The 16,134-nt window shown below is 61.8% G+C and carries 14 protein-coding genes; 10 read left to right on the top strand and 4 right to left on the bottom strand.

Translation table 11 applies throughout. The features are described from left to right. Window positions 1-142: 142 nt before the first annotated feature. The 3 genes from GGI60_RS24515 to GGI60_RS24505 are packed head-to-tail and all read left to right on the top strand — an operon-like array spanning window position 143 to window position 4,049. Window positions 143-2,851, top strand: coding sequence for a sensor histidine kinase (locus tag GGI60_RS24515; RefSeq protein WP_183918887.1), 2,709 nt, complete (start codon window positions 143-145; stop codon window positions 2,849-2,851). Continuing rightward, on the top strand, window positions 2,848-3,540 hold the full coding sequence (locus GGI60_RS24510; RefSeq protein WP_183918888.1) for a response regulator transcription factor: 693 nt from the start codon (window positions 2,848-2,850) through the stop codon (window positions 3,538-3,540). Before GGI60_RS24515 ends, GGI60_RS24510 begins: the two co-directional genes overlap by 4 nt. Window positions 3,541-3,593: 53 nt before the next feature. Then, window positions 3,594-4,049 (top strand): PTS sugar transporter subunit IIA, encoded by a 456-nt coding sequence (locus tag GGI60_RS24505; protein WP_183918889.1) that lies wholly within the window; start codon window positions 3,594-3,596, stop codon window positions 4,047-4,049. Between the two features lie 48 nt (window positions 4,050-4,097). Here the strand turns inward: GGI60_RS24505 and GGI60_RS24500 are convergent, their stop codons facing one another. After that, window positions 4,098-5,114, bottom strand: a complete 1,017-nt coding sequence (locus GGI60_RS24500) for a porin (RefSeq protein WP_183918890.1) — start codon at window positions 5,112-5,114, stop codon at window positions 4,098-4,100. A gap of 107 nt (window positions 5,115-5,221) precedes the next feature. Then, window positions 5,222-5,386 carry a hypothetical protein gene (locus GGI60_RS24495; protein ID WP_183918891.1) on the bottom strand — a complete coding sequence of 55 codons (165 nt, stop codon included), beginning with the start codon at window positions 5,384-5,386 and terminating at the stop codon, window positions 5,222-5,224. Between the two features lie 86 nt (window positions 5,387-5,472). Between GGI60_RS24495 and GGI60_RS24490 the strand changes: the two genes are divergently transcribed. The 5 genes from GGI60_RS24490 to GGI60_RS24470 all read left to right on the top strand — a co-directional run bounded on the left by GGI60_RS24490 (window position 5,473) and on the right by GGI60_RS24470 (window position 10,328). Continuing rightward, entirely contained in the window at window positions 5,473-6,498 is a 1,026-nt protein-coding gene (locus GGI60_RS24490) for a sulfate ABC transporter substrate-binding protein (protein ID WP_183918892.1), read from the top strand. Between the two features lie 8 nt (window positions 6,499-6,506). Beyond that, window positions 6,507-7,364: a sulfate ABC transporter permease subunit CysT gene (gene cysT, locus GGI60_RS24485; protein WP_183918893.1), complete on the top strand. Its 858-nt coding sequence runs from the start codon at window positions 6,507-6,509 to the stop codon at window positions 7,362-7,364. After that, entirely contained in the window at window positions 7,354-8,226 is an 873-nt protein-coding gene (gene cysW / locus GGI60_RS24480; protein ID WP_183918894.1) for a sulfate ABC transporter permease subunit CysW, read from the top strand. The genes cysT and cysW overlap by 11 nt, the downstream gene beginning before the upstream one ends. Window positions 8,227-8,236: 10 nt before the next feature. After that, window positions 8,237-9,277: a sulfate/molybdate ABC transporter ATP-binding protein gene (locus tag GGI60_RS24475; RefSeq protein WP_183918895.1), complete on the top strand. Its 1,041-nt coding sequence runs from the start codon at window positions 8,237-8,239 to the stop codon at window positions 9,275-9,277. A 232-nt stretch (window positions 9,278-9,509) separates the two neighbouring features. Continuing rightward, the gene (locus tag GGI60_RS24470; protein ID WP_183918896.1) at window positions 9,510-10,328 is read left to right on the top strand and encodes a cell wall hydrolase; all 819 of its coding nucleotides are present in this window, start codon (window positions 9,510-9,512) and stop codon (window positions 10,326-10,328) included. A gap of 30 nt (window positions 10,329-10,358) precedes the next feature. On the opposite strand, the gene pepT is transcribed toward GGI60_RS24470, so the two are convergent. Beyond that, on the bottom strand, window positions 10,359-11,591 hold the full coding sequence (pepT, locus tag GGI60_RS24465) for a peptidase T (RefSeq protein WP_183918897.1): 1,233 nt from the start codon (window positions 11,589-11,591) through the stop codon (window positions 10,359-10,361). Window positions 11,592-11,896: 305 nt separating this feature from the next. Between pepT and GGI60_RS24460 the strand changes: the two genes are divergently transcribed. Together GGI60_RS24460 and ligD (GGI60_RS24455) are read left to right on the top strand one after the other, a co-directional pair. Continuing rightward, window positions 11,897-12,211, top strand: a complete 315-nt coding sequence (locus tag GGI60_RS24460; protein WP_183918898.1) for a DUF982 domain-containing protein — start codon at window positions 11,897-11,899, stop codon at window positions 12,209-12,211. A 173-nt stretch (window positions 12,212-12,384) separates the two neighbouring features. Further along, entirely contained in the window at window positions 12,385-15,033 is a 2,649-nt protein-coding gene (ligD, locus tag GGI60_RS24455; RefSeq protein WP_183918899.1) for a DNA ligase D, read from the top strand. 34 nt (window positions 15,034-15,067) lie between these two features. Here ligD (GGI60_RS24455) and ligD (GGI60_RS24450) read toward each other — a convergent pair whose 3' ends face one another. Next, window positions 15,068-16,132 (bottom strand): non-homologous end-joining DNA ligase, encoded by a 1,065-nt coding sequence (gene ligD, locus GGI60_RS24450; protein ID WP_183918900.1) that lies wholly within the window; start codon window positions 16,130-16,132, stop codon window positions 15,068-15,070. Window positions 16,133-16,134 lie beyond the last annotated feature (2 nt).

The following is a 16,134-nucleotide window of genomic DNA, read 5'->3' as shown; positions in this document are numbered from 1 at the left end:
GGAGCTATTCGCAGCTAGAGGCCCCGGAATGCCTTCCGCCAACTGAGTCAAGCGACGTCGGCCCGTCGGCTGAAGTGATTTAACGAGGGGTCGCGAGGAGAACCCATCCTCAAGCACAGGTATCTGCAGAAAGACCACACGCATGCCAGACGACAATCGCGACCCGGCCGGCAGGCCCTCGCCCGACGCGCTTCTCGAAAAAGCCCGGGCGGAAACGCGCGGCCGTCTGAAGATTTTCCTCGGCGCCGCCCCCGGTGTCGGCAAGACCTACGAGATGCTGATCTCCGGCCGCGCCAAGATGGCCGATGGTCTCGACGTCGTCATCGGCGTCGTCGAAACCCATGGCCGCAAGGAGACGGAGGCGCTCGTCGCCGGCTTCGAGATCATTCCCCGCGTCGAAATCGACTATAAGGGCCGGCTGCTCGAGGAAATGGACCTCGACGGCATCCTCGCCCGCCGGCCGGATCTCGTGCTCGTCGACGAACTCGCCCACACCAATGCCGAGGGCAGCCGCCACCCGAAGCGTTACCTCGACGTCAAGGAGCTGCTCGATCGCGGCATCGACGTCTATACGACGCTCAACATCCAGCATGTCGAGAGCCTGAACGACGTCGTCTCGCAGATCACCCGCATCCGGGTGCGCGAAACGGTGCCGGATTCGATCATCGATCTTGCCGACGATGTCGAGATCATCGATCTGACGCCGGACGATCTGATCAAGCGCCTGCATGACGGCAAGGTCTACATGCCGCGCACGGCCGAGCGGGCGCTGACCAATTATTTCACGCCGGGCAACCTGACGGCGCTCCGCGAGCTGGCGCTGCGCAAGACCGCCCAGTGCGTCGACGACCAGTTGCTGACCCACATGCAGGCTCACGCCATATCGGGCCCCTGGGCGGCGGGCGAACGCGTTCTCGTCTCCGTCGATCATCACCCGCGCTCGGCCTCTCTGGTGCGCTACGCCTCGCGCATGGCCTCGCGGCTGCGGGCGCCCTGGGCCGCCGTCTATATCGAGACCAACCACTCGATCAACCTCAGCGAAGCCGAGCGCGATACGATCGCCGCCACCCTGCGGCTTGCCGAACAGCTCGGCGGCGAGGCAATCACCATTCCTGGCCGAGAGGTGGCCGAGGAGCTCGTCCGCCATGCCACCGCCAACAACGTGACCCACATCGTCATCGGCGCCCCGAAGAAGCCGACCTGGCGCGACTGGTGGAGCCGCTCGATCACCGACGAGCTGATCCGCAAGACAGGTGAGATCAGCGTCCATGTCATCTCGGGCACCGAGAAGGACGGCACCACCGCGCACGGGATCAAGGCCGCCCCCGCCGCGCCGCAACTGGATTTCCGGGCCTATCTGCTGGCGACCGTTTATGTCGCCATCGCGCTGGGCGTCAGCATCGTCCTCGACCAAGTGCTTGACGTGCGCAACCTCGCCCTGGTCTTTCTGATGGCGGTGCTGACCTCCGCCGTCCTCAACGGCCTGCGGCCGGCGCTCTACAGCTGCATTCTCGGCGCGCTATCCTTCAACTTCTTCTTCCTGCCGCCGCGCTACACGCTGACGATCAGCGATCCGGAAAGCGTGCTCGCTTTCTTCTTCTTCCTCGGCGTCGCCATTATCGCCAGCAACCTGACCGCGACCGTGCAGCGCCAGGCTGCCGCCGCCCGGCAGCGGGCGCGTACGACGGAAGATCTCTATCTCTTCTCGAAAAAACTCGCCGGCACCGGCACGCTCGACGACGTGCTCTGGGCGACGGCCTTCCAACTCGCCTCGATGCTGAAGGTTCGCGTCGTGCTGCTGCTGCCCGAGGAAGGCACTATCGCCGTCAGGGCCGGCTATCCGCCCGACGATACGCTTGACGATGCCGATATCGCCGCTGCCCGCTGGGCCTGGGAGCACAATCACGCCGCCGGCCGCGGTGCCGACACCCTGCCCGGCGCCAAGCGCCTGTATGTGCCGCTCCGAACCGGGCGCACCGCCGTCGGCGTCATCGGCCTCGACAGCGACCGCCGCGACGGGCCGCTGCTGACGCCCGAGCAGCAGCGGCTGCTCGATGCGCTGGCCGACCAGGCAGCCCTTGCCATCGAACGCGTCCAGCTCGTCGCCGACGTCGACCGGGCAAGACTTGCGGCTGAAGCCGACCGGCTGCGCTCGGCCCTGCTCACCTCGATCTCGCATGATCTGAAGACGCCGCTTGCTGCCATCCTCGGCGCCGCCGGCACGCTGCGCGATTATTTCGCCTCGATGCCGGAGGAGGATCGCGCTGACCTACTTTCCACCGTCGTCGACGAATCGGAGCGTCTCAACCGTTTCATCGCCAATCTGCTCGACATGACCAAGATCGAGTCCGGCGCAATGGAGCCGAACTCTGCGCTGCACTATGCCGGCGATATCGTCGGCAGCGCGCTGGCCCGCGCCGCAAAGATCCTGGAGCATCACAAGACCGAGATGAGCATCCCCGCCGAGCTGCCGATGGTGCGGGTCGATCCTGTCCTGTTCGAGCAGGTGATCTTCAACCTGCTCGACAATGCCGCCAAATACGCGCCTGCGGGATCGGTGATCCAAATCGAAGGCTGGGCCGATGCCGACAATGTCGTCGTGCAGGTCTCGGACGAAGGCCCGGGCATTCCGCCGCCCGACTTTGCCCGCGTCTTCGACACTTTCTACCGGGTCCGCAAGGGCGACCAGGTGCGCGCCGGCACCGGGCTTGGCCTGTCCATCTGCCGCGGCTTCATCGAGGCGATGGGCGGCACGATCGCGGCCGGAAACCGGAGGGGACGCCCGGGCGCCGTCTTCACCATCCGCCTGCCGAAACCCAACGACATTCCGAAACTGGATGAACTCAAATGACCGGTTCAGCCGTCAAAATCCTCGTCGTCGACGACGAGCCTCCGATCCGCAAGCTGCTCCGCGTCGGCCTGACCGCGCAGGGCTATGACGTGCAGGAGGCGCCGAATGCCGAGAGCGCCCGCCAGTCGGTCGCCGACGACATGCCCGACCTCGTCGTGCTCGATCTTGGCCTGCCCGACACGCCGGGCCATGACCTCTTGCAGGAGTGGCGCGGCGGAAGGCTTTCCATGCCTGTTGTCATCCTGTCCAGCCGCACCGACGAGGCCGGCATCGTCAAGGCGCTGGAAAGCGGCGCCGACGATTATGTCACCAAGCCCTTCGGCATCAACGAGCTCGGCGCCCGTATCCGGGTGGCGCTGCGTCACAGACTGCAGCAACAGGGGGAAAAGGCGATCTTCCAGACCGGCGGGCTGTCGATCGACCTCGTCAAGCGTATCGTCAAGGTCGACGGCGAGGAACTAAAACTGTCGCCGAAAGAATACGACATTCTGCGCGTGCTGGCCCAGCATGCGGGCAAGGTGCTGACCCACCAGTTTCTGTTGAAGCAGGTATGGGGGCCGGCGGCTGACGTGCAATATCTGCGCGTCTACATCAGACAGATCAGGCAAAAGGTCGAGAAAATTCCGGATCAGCCGCACTATATTACCACCGAGACCGGAGTCGGCTACCGGCTCAGGGAACCGGACTGACATCCCTCCCCTTCCCCGTTGCTGACCTTCGAGCCGACTATATCGAGAATGACATGAACCTTCCCAACATCATCCGGCCGGAACACACTTTCATCGGCGTGTCGGCTCCGGCGAAATGGCGAGCGCTGCAGACCATCGCGGACAAGGCGGCCATGGCCTTTTCCGTCGACGCGCAGATCATCCTGAAGGCGCTCGAAGCCCGTGAAAAGCTTGGCTCCACCGGAATCGGCAACGGCATCGCCATTCCGCATGCGGCGATCGAGACCATGAGCAGCCCGCGCGGTCTGCTCATCCGCTTTTCCCGGCCGCTGGACTTCGAGGCGATCGACGATAGCCCGGCCGACATCGCCGTCGTGATGCTTTTCGGGGAGAACAACCGCGGCGAATATCTGAACGTGCTGTCCGCCATCGCCCGGCGGCTGCAATCGGACGGCGTACTCGCCGCCATGCGCAAGGCAAGGACGGCCGACGAATTCTATTCCGATTTCATCTCCGACCCGCGGACATGAAAAAGGCGCGGCCCGAAGGCCGCGCCGCTCGTCTGCAATCAGGCGATCTTAGAAATCGCGCTGGAAGCGCAGGAAGCCGAAGACTTCGTCGTCGCCTTCGTCCTCATCGTGATACTGCACGCTCAGCTTCGAACGCAGGTCTTCGACGATCTGGTAGTCGATCGTGACACCGGTTGTGTAGGCGCTGCCGCCGGTGAAGCCATTGCCGTCAGCCTCGAGAGCGATGTTTTCGAAGTACTGGAAGCCGGGGGTGACCGACCACTTGTCGTTGATCTTCAAGGCATATTCTGCTGCGATCGTCCACTCGGACTCTTCGTAGTAGTAGTTGGCGCCGCTTGCCCAGATGCCGGCGATGCCGAGCGTGCCCGGACCGATGTCGGCATAAACGATGCCGCGGACGGCGACTTCGCTGGTGTCGGTGTCATAACCGGCAAGCAGGTAAGCGCTGATGGCGCCGGCCTTGTAGGAAACCTGGCCTGCGACACCGAAGTTGTTCGGGCCTTCGCCCGGCTTGGTGGCATAGTCTTCTTCCAGCTCGTCGACCGAGAGGCCGGCGGCGAAAGCGCCATTCTCGTACTGATAACGGATCGAGTTGTGGGTTGTCTCGTTGCTGGCGAGCGTATCGGTCTCGCCACTCATGTCGTCATCCCACCAGCTATAGAGCTTACCGACGCGGAAGCCGGCGATATCGAGATAGCCTTCGTCCAGCAGCGCTTCCTGATCGGAGGCGTTGTCGGCATTGTAGCGCAGGGTCATGACGCCGGTCAGCGTGCCGAACTCGGTGTCGTTCTTGGCCTGGAAGGTGACCTGACCGCGGGTCCAGAAGTTTACGTCGGAATCGCCGGAAATGTTGTCACCGAAGCGCACTTCGGTACGGATGTAGCCGCCGATCGAAAGGCATGTTTCCGTTCCCGGAATATAAAAATAGCCGGTGCCGTAGGCGTCGCAAACGCGAACATATTCCACGGGCTCGGGTTCCGCCGCCACGATGGCGTCGGCTGCGCGTGCTCCGGAGGCGGCGACAAGGGCGGCAACGGAGGCAAACAGGATAGTTCTGATAGTCATTTTGAATGGCCCTAACAGGTTGGAATGCGAGGCGCATTTCAAGGGATGCCCCCACGTAGCGGCCGGCAAATACGACCGCACCGCCGCCATATAGGAATCCGCAAATCTCACCGCGGCAGAATCCGGGCAAAAATCAGCATCGCCCGCGTCTGTTGTGGAGAAACTGTGGCCAAAAAAACACGGTTTTGCGGCATGGTGGCGGCAACGGCCCCGATTGCCGCGGCCAACTCCGGTATCTCCATTTCAAAATCTCCCTTGAAATGGAATGACATTCTAACCGACCCGTCGGAACCGGAAGATGTTTCGTTTCATTATACGACTGACTTGATAGAGTTAAGTCACAAACAGGAGGGTTCCCATGCAGACACAACGGCTCACCCGGCTCCTCGCGGCTGCGGTCATGGCGGGCAGCTTCGCGATCGGCAGCATTGCTCCGGCCTTCGCGGATCAGACGCTTCTTAACGTTTCCTATGATCCAACCCGGGAATTGTATAAGGATTTCAACGCCGCCTTTGCCGCCAAGTGGCAGAAGGACAGCGGTGAAGCCGTGACCATCAAAGCGTCTCATGGCGGTTCGGGCGCCCAGGCGCGCTCCGTCATCGATGGCCTCGACGCCGATGTCGTGACACTGGCGCTCGAAGGCGATATCGACGCCATCGCCAAGGCGACCGGCAAGATCCCGGCAGACTGGAAGACGAAGCTTCCGAACAATTCAACGCCCTACACCTCAACGATCGTCTTCCTCGTCCGCAAAGGCAATCCGAAGGGCATCAAGGATTGGGGCGATCTGATCAAGGATGACGTGCAGGTGATCACCCCGAACCCGAAGACCTCGGGCGGCGCCCGCTGGAACTTTCTCGCCGCCTGGGCGTGGGCAAAACATGCCAATGACGGCGACGACGCCAAGGCGCAGGATTACGTGACGAAACTGCTGCAGCACGTTCCCGTCCTCGATACCGGCGCGCGCGGCGCCACGACCACCTTCGTTCAGCGCGGCCTCGGCGACGTGCTGCTCGCCTGGGAAAACGAAGCCTATCTTTCGCTCGAAGAGCTCGGCCCCGACCAGTTCGAGATCGTAACACCGAGTTTCTCCATCCGCGCCGACCCGCCGGTCGCCGTCGTAGACGGCAATGTCGACAAGAAGGGCACGCGAAAGGTCGCCGAAGCCTATCTCAACTACCTCTATTCGGACGAGGGCCAGAAGATTGCCGCTAAGCACTATTACCGGCCGATCAAGCCCGAAGCCGCCGATCCAGCCGACATCGCCCGCTTCCCGAAGCTGACACTTGCCACTATCGACGATTTCGGCGGCTGGAAGGAAGCGCAGCCGAAATTCTTCGGCGACGGCGGCGTATTTGACCAAATCTACAAGCCGGCCCAATAATAGACTTCATGAAAGCACATAGCCCCACGCGGTGGCGGTTCAGGCGGCCGAGCGTCATTCCGGGTTTCGGAATGGCGCTCGGCCTTACCTTGACCTGGCTCACCCTTCTGATCCTCATTCCGCTCTCCGGCCTTGCCGTCCGGTCGAGCGCACTCGGCTGGGAGAAATTCTGGTCGATCGCGCTCGATCCGCGCACACTGAACGCGCTGCGCATCAGCTTCGGCAGCGCCTTCATCGCCGCGATCGTCAATGCCGTCTTTGGCATCATCCTCGCCTGGGTGTTGGTGCGCTACCGCTTCCCGGGCAAGCGCGTCATTGATGCCATGGTCGACCTGCCCTTCGCACTGCCGACCGCGGTTGCCGGCATCGCGCTGACGACGCTCTATGCGCCGAACGGCTGGGTCGGCCAATTCCTGACGCCGCTCGGCATCAAGATCGCCTTCACGCCGGCCGGCATCGTCGTGGCGCTGATCTTCGTCGGCCTGCCCTTCGTCGTGCGCACCGTGCAGCCGGTCATGGAGGAAATCGACAAGGAGGTCGAGGAGGCCGCCGCGACGCTCGGTGCCAATCGCTTCCAGACGATTTTCCGTGTCCTGCTGCCGGGGCTGGCGCCGGCCGTGCTCACCGGCTTCGCGCTCGCCTTTGCCCGCGGCGTCGGCGAATATGGTTCGGTCATCTTCATCGCCGGCAACTTGCCGTTCAAATCGGAGATCGCGCCGCTGCTGATCATCATCAAACTCGAAGAATATAATTACGCGGCGGCGACCGGCATTGCGGCGATCATGCTGATCCTCTCCTTCGCCATGCTGCTCGTCATCAACCTCATCCAGAGCTGGAGCAGGCGGAGGTACGGCCATGGCGCTTGATACGACCGCGCAACCCGCTAGGCTCCGTTCGGTGACAACGGAACACCGGATCGCGCGCTACAGCCTGATCATTCTGTCGCTGATCTTCCTGCTGCTGATCCTGCTGCTGCCCCTTGCCGCCGTCTTCGTCGAAGCCTTCCGCAAGGGGGCCGGCCCCTTCATAGAAGCGCTGCAGGATGCGGAGACCTTCTCGGCGATTCGCCTGACGCTGATCGTCGCCGGCGTCAGCGTGCCGCTCAATCTCGTCTTCGGCGTCGCCGCCGCCTGGGCGATCGCCAAGTTCGAGTTCAAGGGCAAGGCCTTCCTCACGACGCTGATCGACCTTCCCTTCTCGGTTTCGCCAGTCATCTCGGGCCTGGTCTTCGTCCTTCTCTTCGGCGCCAATACCTGGCTTGGTCAGTGGCTCAGCGCCCATGACATCAAAATCCTGTTCGCCGTGCCGGGGCTGATCCTCGCGACCATGTTCGTTACTTTCCCCTTCGTCGCCCGCGAACTGATTCCGCTGATGCAGGAGCAGGGAACGGCAGACGAGGAGGCAGCCCTTTCGCTCGGCGCCAGCGGCTGGCAGACATTCTGGTATGTGACGCTGCCGAACATCAAGTGGGGTCTCCTCTACGGCGTGCTGCTCTGCAACGCCCGCGCCATGGGCGAATTCGGCGCCGTGTCGGTCGTCTCCGGTCACATTCGCGGCCAGACGAATACCATGCCGCTGCAGGTGGAAATTCTCTACAACGAATATAATTTCACCGGCGCTTTTGCCGTGGCTACGCTTTTGGCCTTGCTGGCGCTGGTCACTCTTGTTTTGAAGACACTGCTGGAAATGCGCTACAGCGCTGAAATCTCCGCCAGCCGGCGGCACTGAAGGATCTGGAATGGAAGTACGCGTTCAAAACATCCGCAAGGAATTCGATCGTTTTCCGGCGCTGCACGATGTCTCGCTCGGCATCCGCTCCGGCGAGTTGATCGCCCTGCTCGGCCCTTCGGGCTCCGGCAAAACGACATTGCTGCGGCTGATCGCCGGACTGGAAAGCCCGACCGAGGGACAGATCTTCTTCGGTGAAGAGGATGCCTCGAAGAAATCGGTGCAGCAGCGCAATATCGGCTTCGTCTTCCAGCACTACGCGCTCTTTCGCTACATGACGGTGCTCGACAACGTCTCCTTTGGCCTAAGGGTCAGAAATGGCGCGAGGCGCCCCCCAAAGGCCGACATCCGCCGGCGGGCGCTGGAACTGCTCGACCTGGTGCAGCTTTCCGGCCTTGAAAAACGCTATCCCGCCCAGCTTTCCGGTGGCCAGCGCCAGCGTGTAGCACTCGCCCGCGCCATGGCGGTCGAGCCAAATGTGCTGCTGCTCGACGAACCTTTCGGGGCGCTCGATGCCCAAGTGCGCAAGGACCTGCGCAAATGGCTGCGCGAGATCCATGACCGCACAGGCCACACCACCGTCTTCGTCACCCACGACCAGGACGAGGCGCTGGAGCTTGCCGACCGCGTCGTCGTCATGAGCCAGGGCGCGATCGAGCAGGTCGGCACACCCGACGAAGTCTACGATTATCCGAATTCGCCCTTCGTCTTCGGCTTCATAGGCCAATCCAACTGCCTGCAGGTCGAGATATCAGACGGCGACATCCGCTTCGAAGGCCGCTCGCTCGGCCTCAATGCCGAAGGCGAGCCGGAGGGACCGGCGCAGCTCTACTTCCGCCCGCATGATGTCAGGCTCTGCGAATCGGCGGAAAACTGCATTGCCGGCCAGCCGGTCTCCAGCCGCCGCGTCGCCGGTACGCGCCACATCGAACTCGATATCGGCAATGACCGGCCAAATATCGAAATCGAGCTGCCGCCGAGCGAGGCCGACAGGCTCGACCGCAACCGCGTCGCGTTCAAGCCGACCCGCTGGAAGCTGTTTCGCAGCTGATTCGATTGCGAGCGTCTTTCCTGACGCGCGCACGGCGCCTTGCTTAATATCTCGTTAACCCTTCGGATTTATGCAGCAGAGGGCTGCAGGATCGACGCCGCAATCGCATTTGACGCGAGTCCTTCCAGCCTTTTGTTATCTAAGGTTGTTTGAATTCCATTCATATGACGAGTAAAAGATTTTTCGCGTTAATCATAAAGGGCTGGAGTAATCCCATAGGAGGCACCTGGCGTTGAGGGCGGAGATTTCCTTTGGAAAATCCCTGATCGGGATTTTATGCGTAGGACTGGCGGCCGCAGGCTGCACCACAACACCGAAGCCGGCGACGACGCCGGCAAAGACAAAACAGGCTCAAGCGGCGAAAGTCACTTTCAATTATACCGCCAAGGATCGCGAGTGCCTGAAGCGCGCGATGTATTTCGAATCGCAGCATTCCGACGAGGATGGTTATCTGGCCGTCGGCACCGTCGTCATGAACAGGCTGACGTCGGGCGCCTATCCACCGTCGATCTGCGGTGTTGTCGCCCAGGAGAAGCAGTTTGCGCCTGGGGTCATGACGCGGGAAGTCAAGCCGCAGGCCGAACCAGAACTCGCCACGGCGGCCGATGCGATCCTGCTGAAGGGTGCGCGCCATCCAGCGGTGAAGGATGCGATGTTCTTCCACACCGACGGTTTGAAATTCCCCTATGACAACATGCACTATGTGACGGTCGCCGGCGGCAACGCCTTCTACGAGAAGCGCGACTCCAACGGAATGCTCGAAACGCCGCCTCCGCTGCCCTCCTACGAAGTGGCGATGAATTATGTGCCCGGCGAAAGCATGCTGCCGCCGCAGTTCGACGCGCTGATCCCTTCGGCCGTTCCCGTTCCTCTGCCGGCGCCCGATCCCATGGCCACGGCGAGCACGGCGCCGATGCGGATAACCGCGCCGGTGACCCCGCCGGAACCCTCGATCGCGCCCGAGCCGGGAATGCCGATCGCCATCCCCACGCCCCGTCCCGCCTATGATAGCGTGATGCTCCGCGGCGAGTTGCCGGTAAATGGTGGCTGAAACTGGATTTCGTTCAGCAGGAAGAGCGCCTTAAGCGCGCTCTTCCCAGATCTTCGCAAGCTCCACGATCGTTGCGACCGCTTTTTCCATATCCTGGCGACTCACCCATTCGAGCGGTGAGTGGAAGGCATGGCCGCCGGCAAAAATGTTCGGGCACGGCAGCCCCATGAAGGAAAGGCGCGAGCCGTCCGTGCCGCCGCGAATGCTGCCGCGCACCGGCGTCATGCCGGCACGACGCACGGCTTCAAGCGCGTTCTCGACAATCTCCGGATGGCGGTCGAGCACCGTCTTCATGTTGCGATATTGTTCCGACACCTGGAAATGGTAGGTCGAGCCGGGATAGGCCGACATCACCTCCTTGACGATGGTTTCGAGCATCGCCTCTTTTTCCACGAGGCCCGCCTCGGTGAAATCGCGGATGATGAAGCTCAGCGACGCCTTCTCCATCGAACCGGTCACCCCGACCGGATGGATGAAGCCCTGCTTGCCCTCGGTCGTCTCCGGCGCCAGGTCATTCGGCAGCCGGTCGATGATGGCGCCGGCGATCTTGATGGCATTTTCCATACGGTCCTTGGCGAAGCCCGGATGGATTGGCACGCCTGTTATGCTGATCTCGACGCCGTCTGCCGAGAAGGTTTCGTCCTCGATGTGACCCGCCGTCTCGCCGTCCATCGTATAGGCGAAGTCTGCTCCGAGTTTACCCAGATCGACCTTGTTGACGCCGCGGCCGACCTCTTCGTCTGGCGTGAACAGGATCTTGATCGCTCCGTGCCGGATATCGGGATTGTCGACAAGGATCTGAGCCGCAGTCATGATTTCCGCCAGTCCCGCCTTGTCGTCGGCGCCGAGCAATGTCGTTCCATCGGTCGTGACGATGTCGTTGCCGATCTGGTTGCTGAGCTCGGGATGCTCGGCGACGCGGATCACCCGGCTAGAATCGCCGACAAGCCTGATATCGCCGCCCGCATAATTCCTGACGATCTGCGGCCTGACGTTGGTGCCGCTGAAGTCGGGCGCCGTGTCCATATGCGAGCAGAAACAGATAACCGGCACTGTTTTGTCGCTATTGGCCGGAATGGTCGCATAGACATAGCCATGCTCATCGAGATGTGCGTCGGAGAGCCCAATCTTCAGCAGTTCATCGACGAGCAGCCGTCCGAGATCCTTCTGCTTCTCGGTGGTTGGCTGCGTCGATGAAGAGGGATCGGATTGGGTGTCGATAACGACATAACGAAGAAAACGGTCGAGAACGGTGTCGGTCATTTCAATCCAGTCCAGTGAGATCACCAGAGGATATAGCCCTCCCGGGCGAAGCGGCAAAAGATTTTTGCGCTCGGCGATGGTGCTGGGACGGCGTTTCACTTAGGAGCCGGGATGACCTGGCTCCCCGAGCGTCCAGCCGCGGAGCTGTTGCAATCTTTCTCTCGCATCCAACGGCGGCAGGCGGAATTTGTCCTGAAGGCAGCATCCGACTCACTCCATTAACGGAATATCGCTGCGGTCTTGAACAGCCGGAAGCCATTTCCAATATTCTTGGGGATCAAGCTGGCATCGAAAGGAGGAAGAAAATGCCGCTGAACGATGTGCTCTGGACTCGTCCAGTGACGGTCCGGCTGCAGTGCGGCCTGGAACGAACTTTTACGAGCGTCTATCATGCCTTGGATTTCCTGGAAAACGAATGGCCATTAGGCCACGGGGAGCTCCACCAGCGCGCGGTCAAGACCTGTCGAGGCGCTCTAAACCGGGTTATCGCCCCATTGATCGCGCGGGAGGCTTTCATGGCCGCGTGCGTCGAAGCCGGCCTGCCGGCTGTCGTGGCTCCCTGGCAGGTGCAGGCCACCCGCCGCCCGGCGCGGCCCACGCGTGTCGTCGCACTCCGCTAAAGGTCAAGCGTGCGGAGGTCACGTGGGGATCCGGACTTCGAGATATTGGTCGCGCGGCCCCGGAAGGAGCCGCGCCAGCTCAAAACCCGAGGCACCTCGATCTCCTTCGCCTTCTGCGGCTGGAACAACGATCACCGCTATTTCGTTTGAGGAACGAATGTCCGGGAACAGCCATGGCCAGCGACAAGCTATCAACCTACCGATCAAAACGCGACTTTCAGAAGACCGCTGAGCCCAGCGGCGATCGGTCCCTCAAACAGAGCAACCGCCGTCGCTTTGTCATCCAGAAGCACGATGCGACACGGCTGCACTACGACCTGCGGCTCGAGCTCGACGGCGTGTTCAAGAGCTGGGCAGTCACCAAAGGGCCATCGCTCGATCCGCATGACAAGCGGCTGGCGGTCGAGGTCGAGGACCATCCGCTCGACTATGGCGACTTCGAAGGCACTATTCCGAAAGGCCAGTATGGGGGCGGCACGGTCATGCTGTGGGACCGCGGCTATTGGGAGCCGGAGGGGAAGAAGAGCCCGGAGCAGGCGCTTTCCAAGGGCGATTTCAAGTTCACGCTCGCAGGCGAACGCTTGCATGGGAGCTTCGTGCTGGTGCGCATGCGCAACGATCGCGAGCGCAGCAAGCGTACCAACTGGCTGTTGATCAAGCATCATGACGAGTTCTCCGTTGAGGAGAACGGTGCTGCCATCCTCGAAGACAACGTCACCTCGGTGGCCTCAGGCCGCAGCATGGAAATGATCGCAGCCGGCAAGGGGCGCAAGCCGAAACCGTTCATGGTGGAGGGCGGCAAAGTCCAGGCCGACGCCGTCTGGGACAGCAATCACGGATTGGCCGCCGAGGAGCGGCAGTCGGAGGCGAGTGCGGGAAAGCGCGCCGGTACTGCGACGGCGGTTGATCTTCCGGATTTCATTGCGCCGCAACTCTGCGAGAAGGTCGAGCGACCGCCTGGTGGGGACGGGTGGATCCATGAGATCAAGTTCGACGGATACCGCATTCAGATGCGCGTGCTCGATGGCGAAGTCACCTTGAAGACCAGGAAAGGCCTCGACTGGACGGCCAAGTACCACGAAATCGCCGAGGCGGCGTCTGCGCTTCCGGATTGTATCGTCGATGGCGAGATTTGCGCTCTCGACGATCAGGGTGCGCCTAACTTCGCGGCACTGCAGGCGGCGCTATCGGAGGGCAAGACCGCCAGTCTCGTCTACTTCGCCTTCGACCTGCTCTATGACGGCGGCGAGGATCTCCGTTCGTGGCCCCTGATCGAGCGAAAGAGGCGATTGCAGGAGCTCCTCACCGAGGCCGGCAACGATCCTCGGATCCGCTACGTCGAACATTTCGAGACCGGCGGTGACGCCGTCCTCAGATCGGCCTGCAAGCTCTCGCTGGAAGGCATCATCTCTAAACAGTCAGATGCCCCCTATCAATCCGGACGAACGGAAAGCTGGGCAAAGTCGAAATGCCGGGCGGGGCACGAGGTGGTGATCGGCGCCTACGCCAAGACCAACGGCAGGTTTCGTTCCCTTCTCGCCGGTGTTTTTCGCGGCGATCATTTTGTCTATGTCGGCCGTGTCGGAACCGGCTACGGCGCCAAGAAAGTCGAAACGTTGCTTCCGAAACTGAAGGCGCTGGAGACGGCGAGATCGCCCTTCACGGGTATCGGTGCGCCGAAGAAGCAGGACGAGGTCGTCTGGGTGAAACCCGAGCTTGTCGCCGAAATCGAATTCGAGGGGTGGACCGCGGACGGTCTCGTCCGCCAAGCAGCCTTCAAAGGATTGCGCGAAGATAAGCCGGCTAGGGAAGTCGAGGCGGAGCCACCCGTAAGACCCGCCAAAGCGGACATCGCGGAGCCGGTTCCGAAGGCCAGGCAAACAACGGCGCGCCGTAAGGGTGCGAAGGCTGATGTCATGGGAGTGCTCATCTCAAACCCGGACAAACCATTATGGCCGGAAGCCAACGGCAGCGCCCCGGTCACGAAGGAAGAATTGGCGGGCTATTACGAGGCAGTCGGCGACTGGATGATCGACCACATCAAGGGCAGGCCCTGCTCTATCATCCGCGCCCCTGATGGAATTGGCGGCGAGCAGTTCTTTCAGCGCCATGCGATGCCGGGACAATCGAACTTGCTCGACCTAGTCAAGGTATTCGGGGACAAAAAGCCATACCTGCAGATCGATCGCATCGAAGGCCTTGCCGCGGTCGCCCAGATCGCGGCGGTCGAACTCCATCCGTGGAACTGCGAACCCGGTCAACCGGAAGTTCCGGGTCGTCTGGTATTCGACCTCGATCCCGGGCCTGACGTTCCCTTTGCCACGGTCGTTGCCGCTGCCCGCGAAATGCACGATCGGCTGGAAGACCTCGGACTGATCAGCTTTTGCAAGACGACGGGCGGCAAGGGCCTGCATGTCGTGACCCCGCTTGCAGTCAATAAGCGCAAGCCGCTGTCTTGGCCCGAGGCAAAGGCCTTCGCGCACGACGTCTGCCAGCAGATGGCCCGGAACAACCCCGATCTCTACCTTATCAAGATGACGAAGAGCCTGAGGGGCGGTCGCATTTTCCTCGATTACCTGCGCAATGATCGCATGGCGACGGCCGTAGCGCCGCTTTCCCCTCGAGCCCGCCCCGGTGCGACGGTATCGATGCCTCTGACGTGGACGCAGGTGAAATCAGACCTCGACCCTAAAAGGTTCACCATCCGAACCGTGCCTGCCTTGCTATCGAAGTCGTCCGCCTGGAAGGACTATTGCGAGGGGCAGCGTCCCTTGGAGCAGGCGATTAAAAGGCTCGGCCGCGCCGGCAAGCATGCCGCGTGACCAGGAGCCGGGCAGCTCGCGGCCCTGAATGACTTCATCTGATCGCAGCCGGGCCGTCAGCCATATCGAAGACGGCAGCATTATCCTGGATCTCGCGGAGCCCCTTATATGAGGGGTGGCGTAGGCTGCCCTCACGCGTCCAGCCGCGAAACTCGATTTCGGCGATGAGGGTCGGCTGCGAAAAAACAAGCCGCTTCCCTTTCAGCGGCACGACGGGTTTTTTCGTTTGGAGACGGTTCAGCGTCTTGCGCAAATATTCCGCCTCGGTTCGATTGAACCCCGTGCCGACGGACCCGACATAGATCCAGTCGTGACCCTTTCGACCCGCAAGCAACAGACTCCCGAGCCCGCCGCGGGTGCTGGCAGATTCCTCGTAACCGACGATCATGAAGCTGTCGCTCTGAACACATTTGATCTTCAGCCAGTCCCCGAGGCGGCCACTCCGATAAGGACTGTCCCTGCGTTTTGCGATGATGCCTTCCAGGCCCAGACGGCATGCGTGCTCGAGCAGTTCCTCGCCACCCAAATCCAGTTCGTGCGAGAACCGAATGGCGCCACCGTCGGCCTCCGGGATCAGATCTTCCAATAAATGACGGCGCACCGACAGTTCCGTGCGCGTCAGGTCGTGACCGTCGAGATACAACAGATCGAAGGCGTAGAATATGGATTCGGTTGAGATCCGCTTGCCGCCCCTGCCGCCGAGCGAGCGCTGCAACGCTCCAAAGTCCGAGCGACCCTCTGCATCGAGGACGACGGCTTCTCCGTCGAGAATGCAGCTCGACACACCGAGTTCTCTTGCCCCTGCGGCGATCGTCGGAAATCGATGGGTCCAGTCATGGCCGCCACGAGTGAGAATGCGAATGCCCTTTGGTTCGATGTGGAGCGCCAATCGGTAACCGTCCCACTTCACCTCATAAAGCCAATCCGGCCCTTGCGGCACCGTCTGCTTCAGCAGCGCCAGGCATGGCTCCACTCTGGACGGCATTGCATCGAACGGCAGGTTTGGCTGATCCGGATCGCGCCGACGGACAGGTCGCGATTGTATCGAAGAACTGGAGTCTCGAAGGAGGGGGGCGGAAGGGCGCCGGGGTCTGGTCATCA

This window comes from Rhizobium lentis (genome assembly GCF_014200175.1).
In the GTDB taxonomy this organism is placed as follows: Bacteria; Pseudomonadota; Alphaproteobacteria; order Rhizobiales; family Rhizobiaceae; genus Rhizobium; species Rhizobium mulingense.
This window is presented reverse-complemented; position numbering and strand designations above follow the sequence as displayed.

What these genes read in the sequence shown, in the direction of transcription:
- GGI60_RS24515 (WP_183918887.1), top strand. Translation starts at nt 143, where the DNA reads ATGCCAGACGACAATCGCGACCCGGCCGGCAGGCCCTCGCCCGACGCG.
- GGI60_RS24510 (WP_183918888.1), top strand. Translation starts at nt 2,848, where the DNA reads ATGACCGGTTCAGCCGTCAAAATCCTCGTCGTCGACGACGAGCCTCCG.
- GGI60_RS24505 (WP_183918889.1), top strand. Translation starts at nt 3,594, where the DNA reads ATGAACCTTCCCAACATCATCCGGCCGGAACACACTTTCATCGGCGTG.
- GGI60_RS24500 (WP_183918890.1), bottom strand. Translation starts at nt 5,114, where the DNA reads ATGACTATCAGAACTATCCTGTTTGCCTCCGTTGCCGCCCTTGTCGCC.
- GGI60_RS24495 (WP_183918891.1), bottom strand. Translation starts at nt 5,386, where the DNA reads ATGTCATTCCATTTCAAGGGAGATTTTGAAATGGAGATACCGGAGTTG.
- GGI60_RS24490 (WP_183918892.1), top strand. Translation starts at nt 5,473, where the DNA reads ATGCAGACACAACGGCTCACCCGGCTCCTCGCGGCTGCGGTCATGGCG.
- cysT (WP_183918893.1), top strand. Translation starts at nt 6,507, where the DNA reads ATGAAAGCACATAGCCCCACGCGGTGGCGGTTCAGGCGGCCGAGCGTC.
- cysW (WP_183918894.1), top strand. Translation starts at nt 7,354, where the DNA reads ATGGCGCTTGATACGACCGCGCAACCCGCTAGGCTCCGTTCGGTGACA.
- GGI60_RS24475 (WP_183918895.1), top strand. Translation starts at nt 8,237, where the DNA reads ATGGAAGTACGCGTTCAAAACATCCGCAAGGAATTCGATCGTTTTCCG.
- pepT (WP_183918897.1), bottom strand. Translation starts at nt 11,591, where the DNA reads ATGACCGACACCGTTCTCGACCGTTTTCTTCGTTATGTCGTTATCGAC.
- GGI60_RS24460 (WP_183918898.1), top strand. Translation starts at nt 11,897, where the DNA reads ATGCCGCTGAACGATGTGCTCTGGACTCGTCCAGTGACGGTCCGGCTG.
- ligD (WP_183918899.1), top strand. Translation starts at nt 12,385, where the DNA reads ATGGCCAGCGACAAGCTATCAACCTACCGATCAAAACGCGACTTTCAG.
- ligD (WP_183918900.1), bottom strand. Translation starts at nt 16,132, where the DNA reads ATGACCAGACCCCGGCGCCCTTCCGCCCCCCTCCTTCGAGACTCCAGT.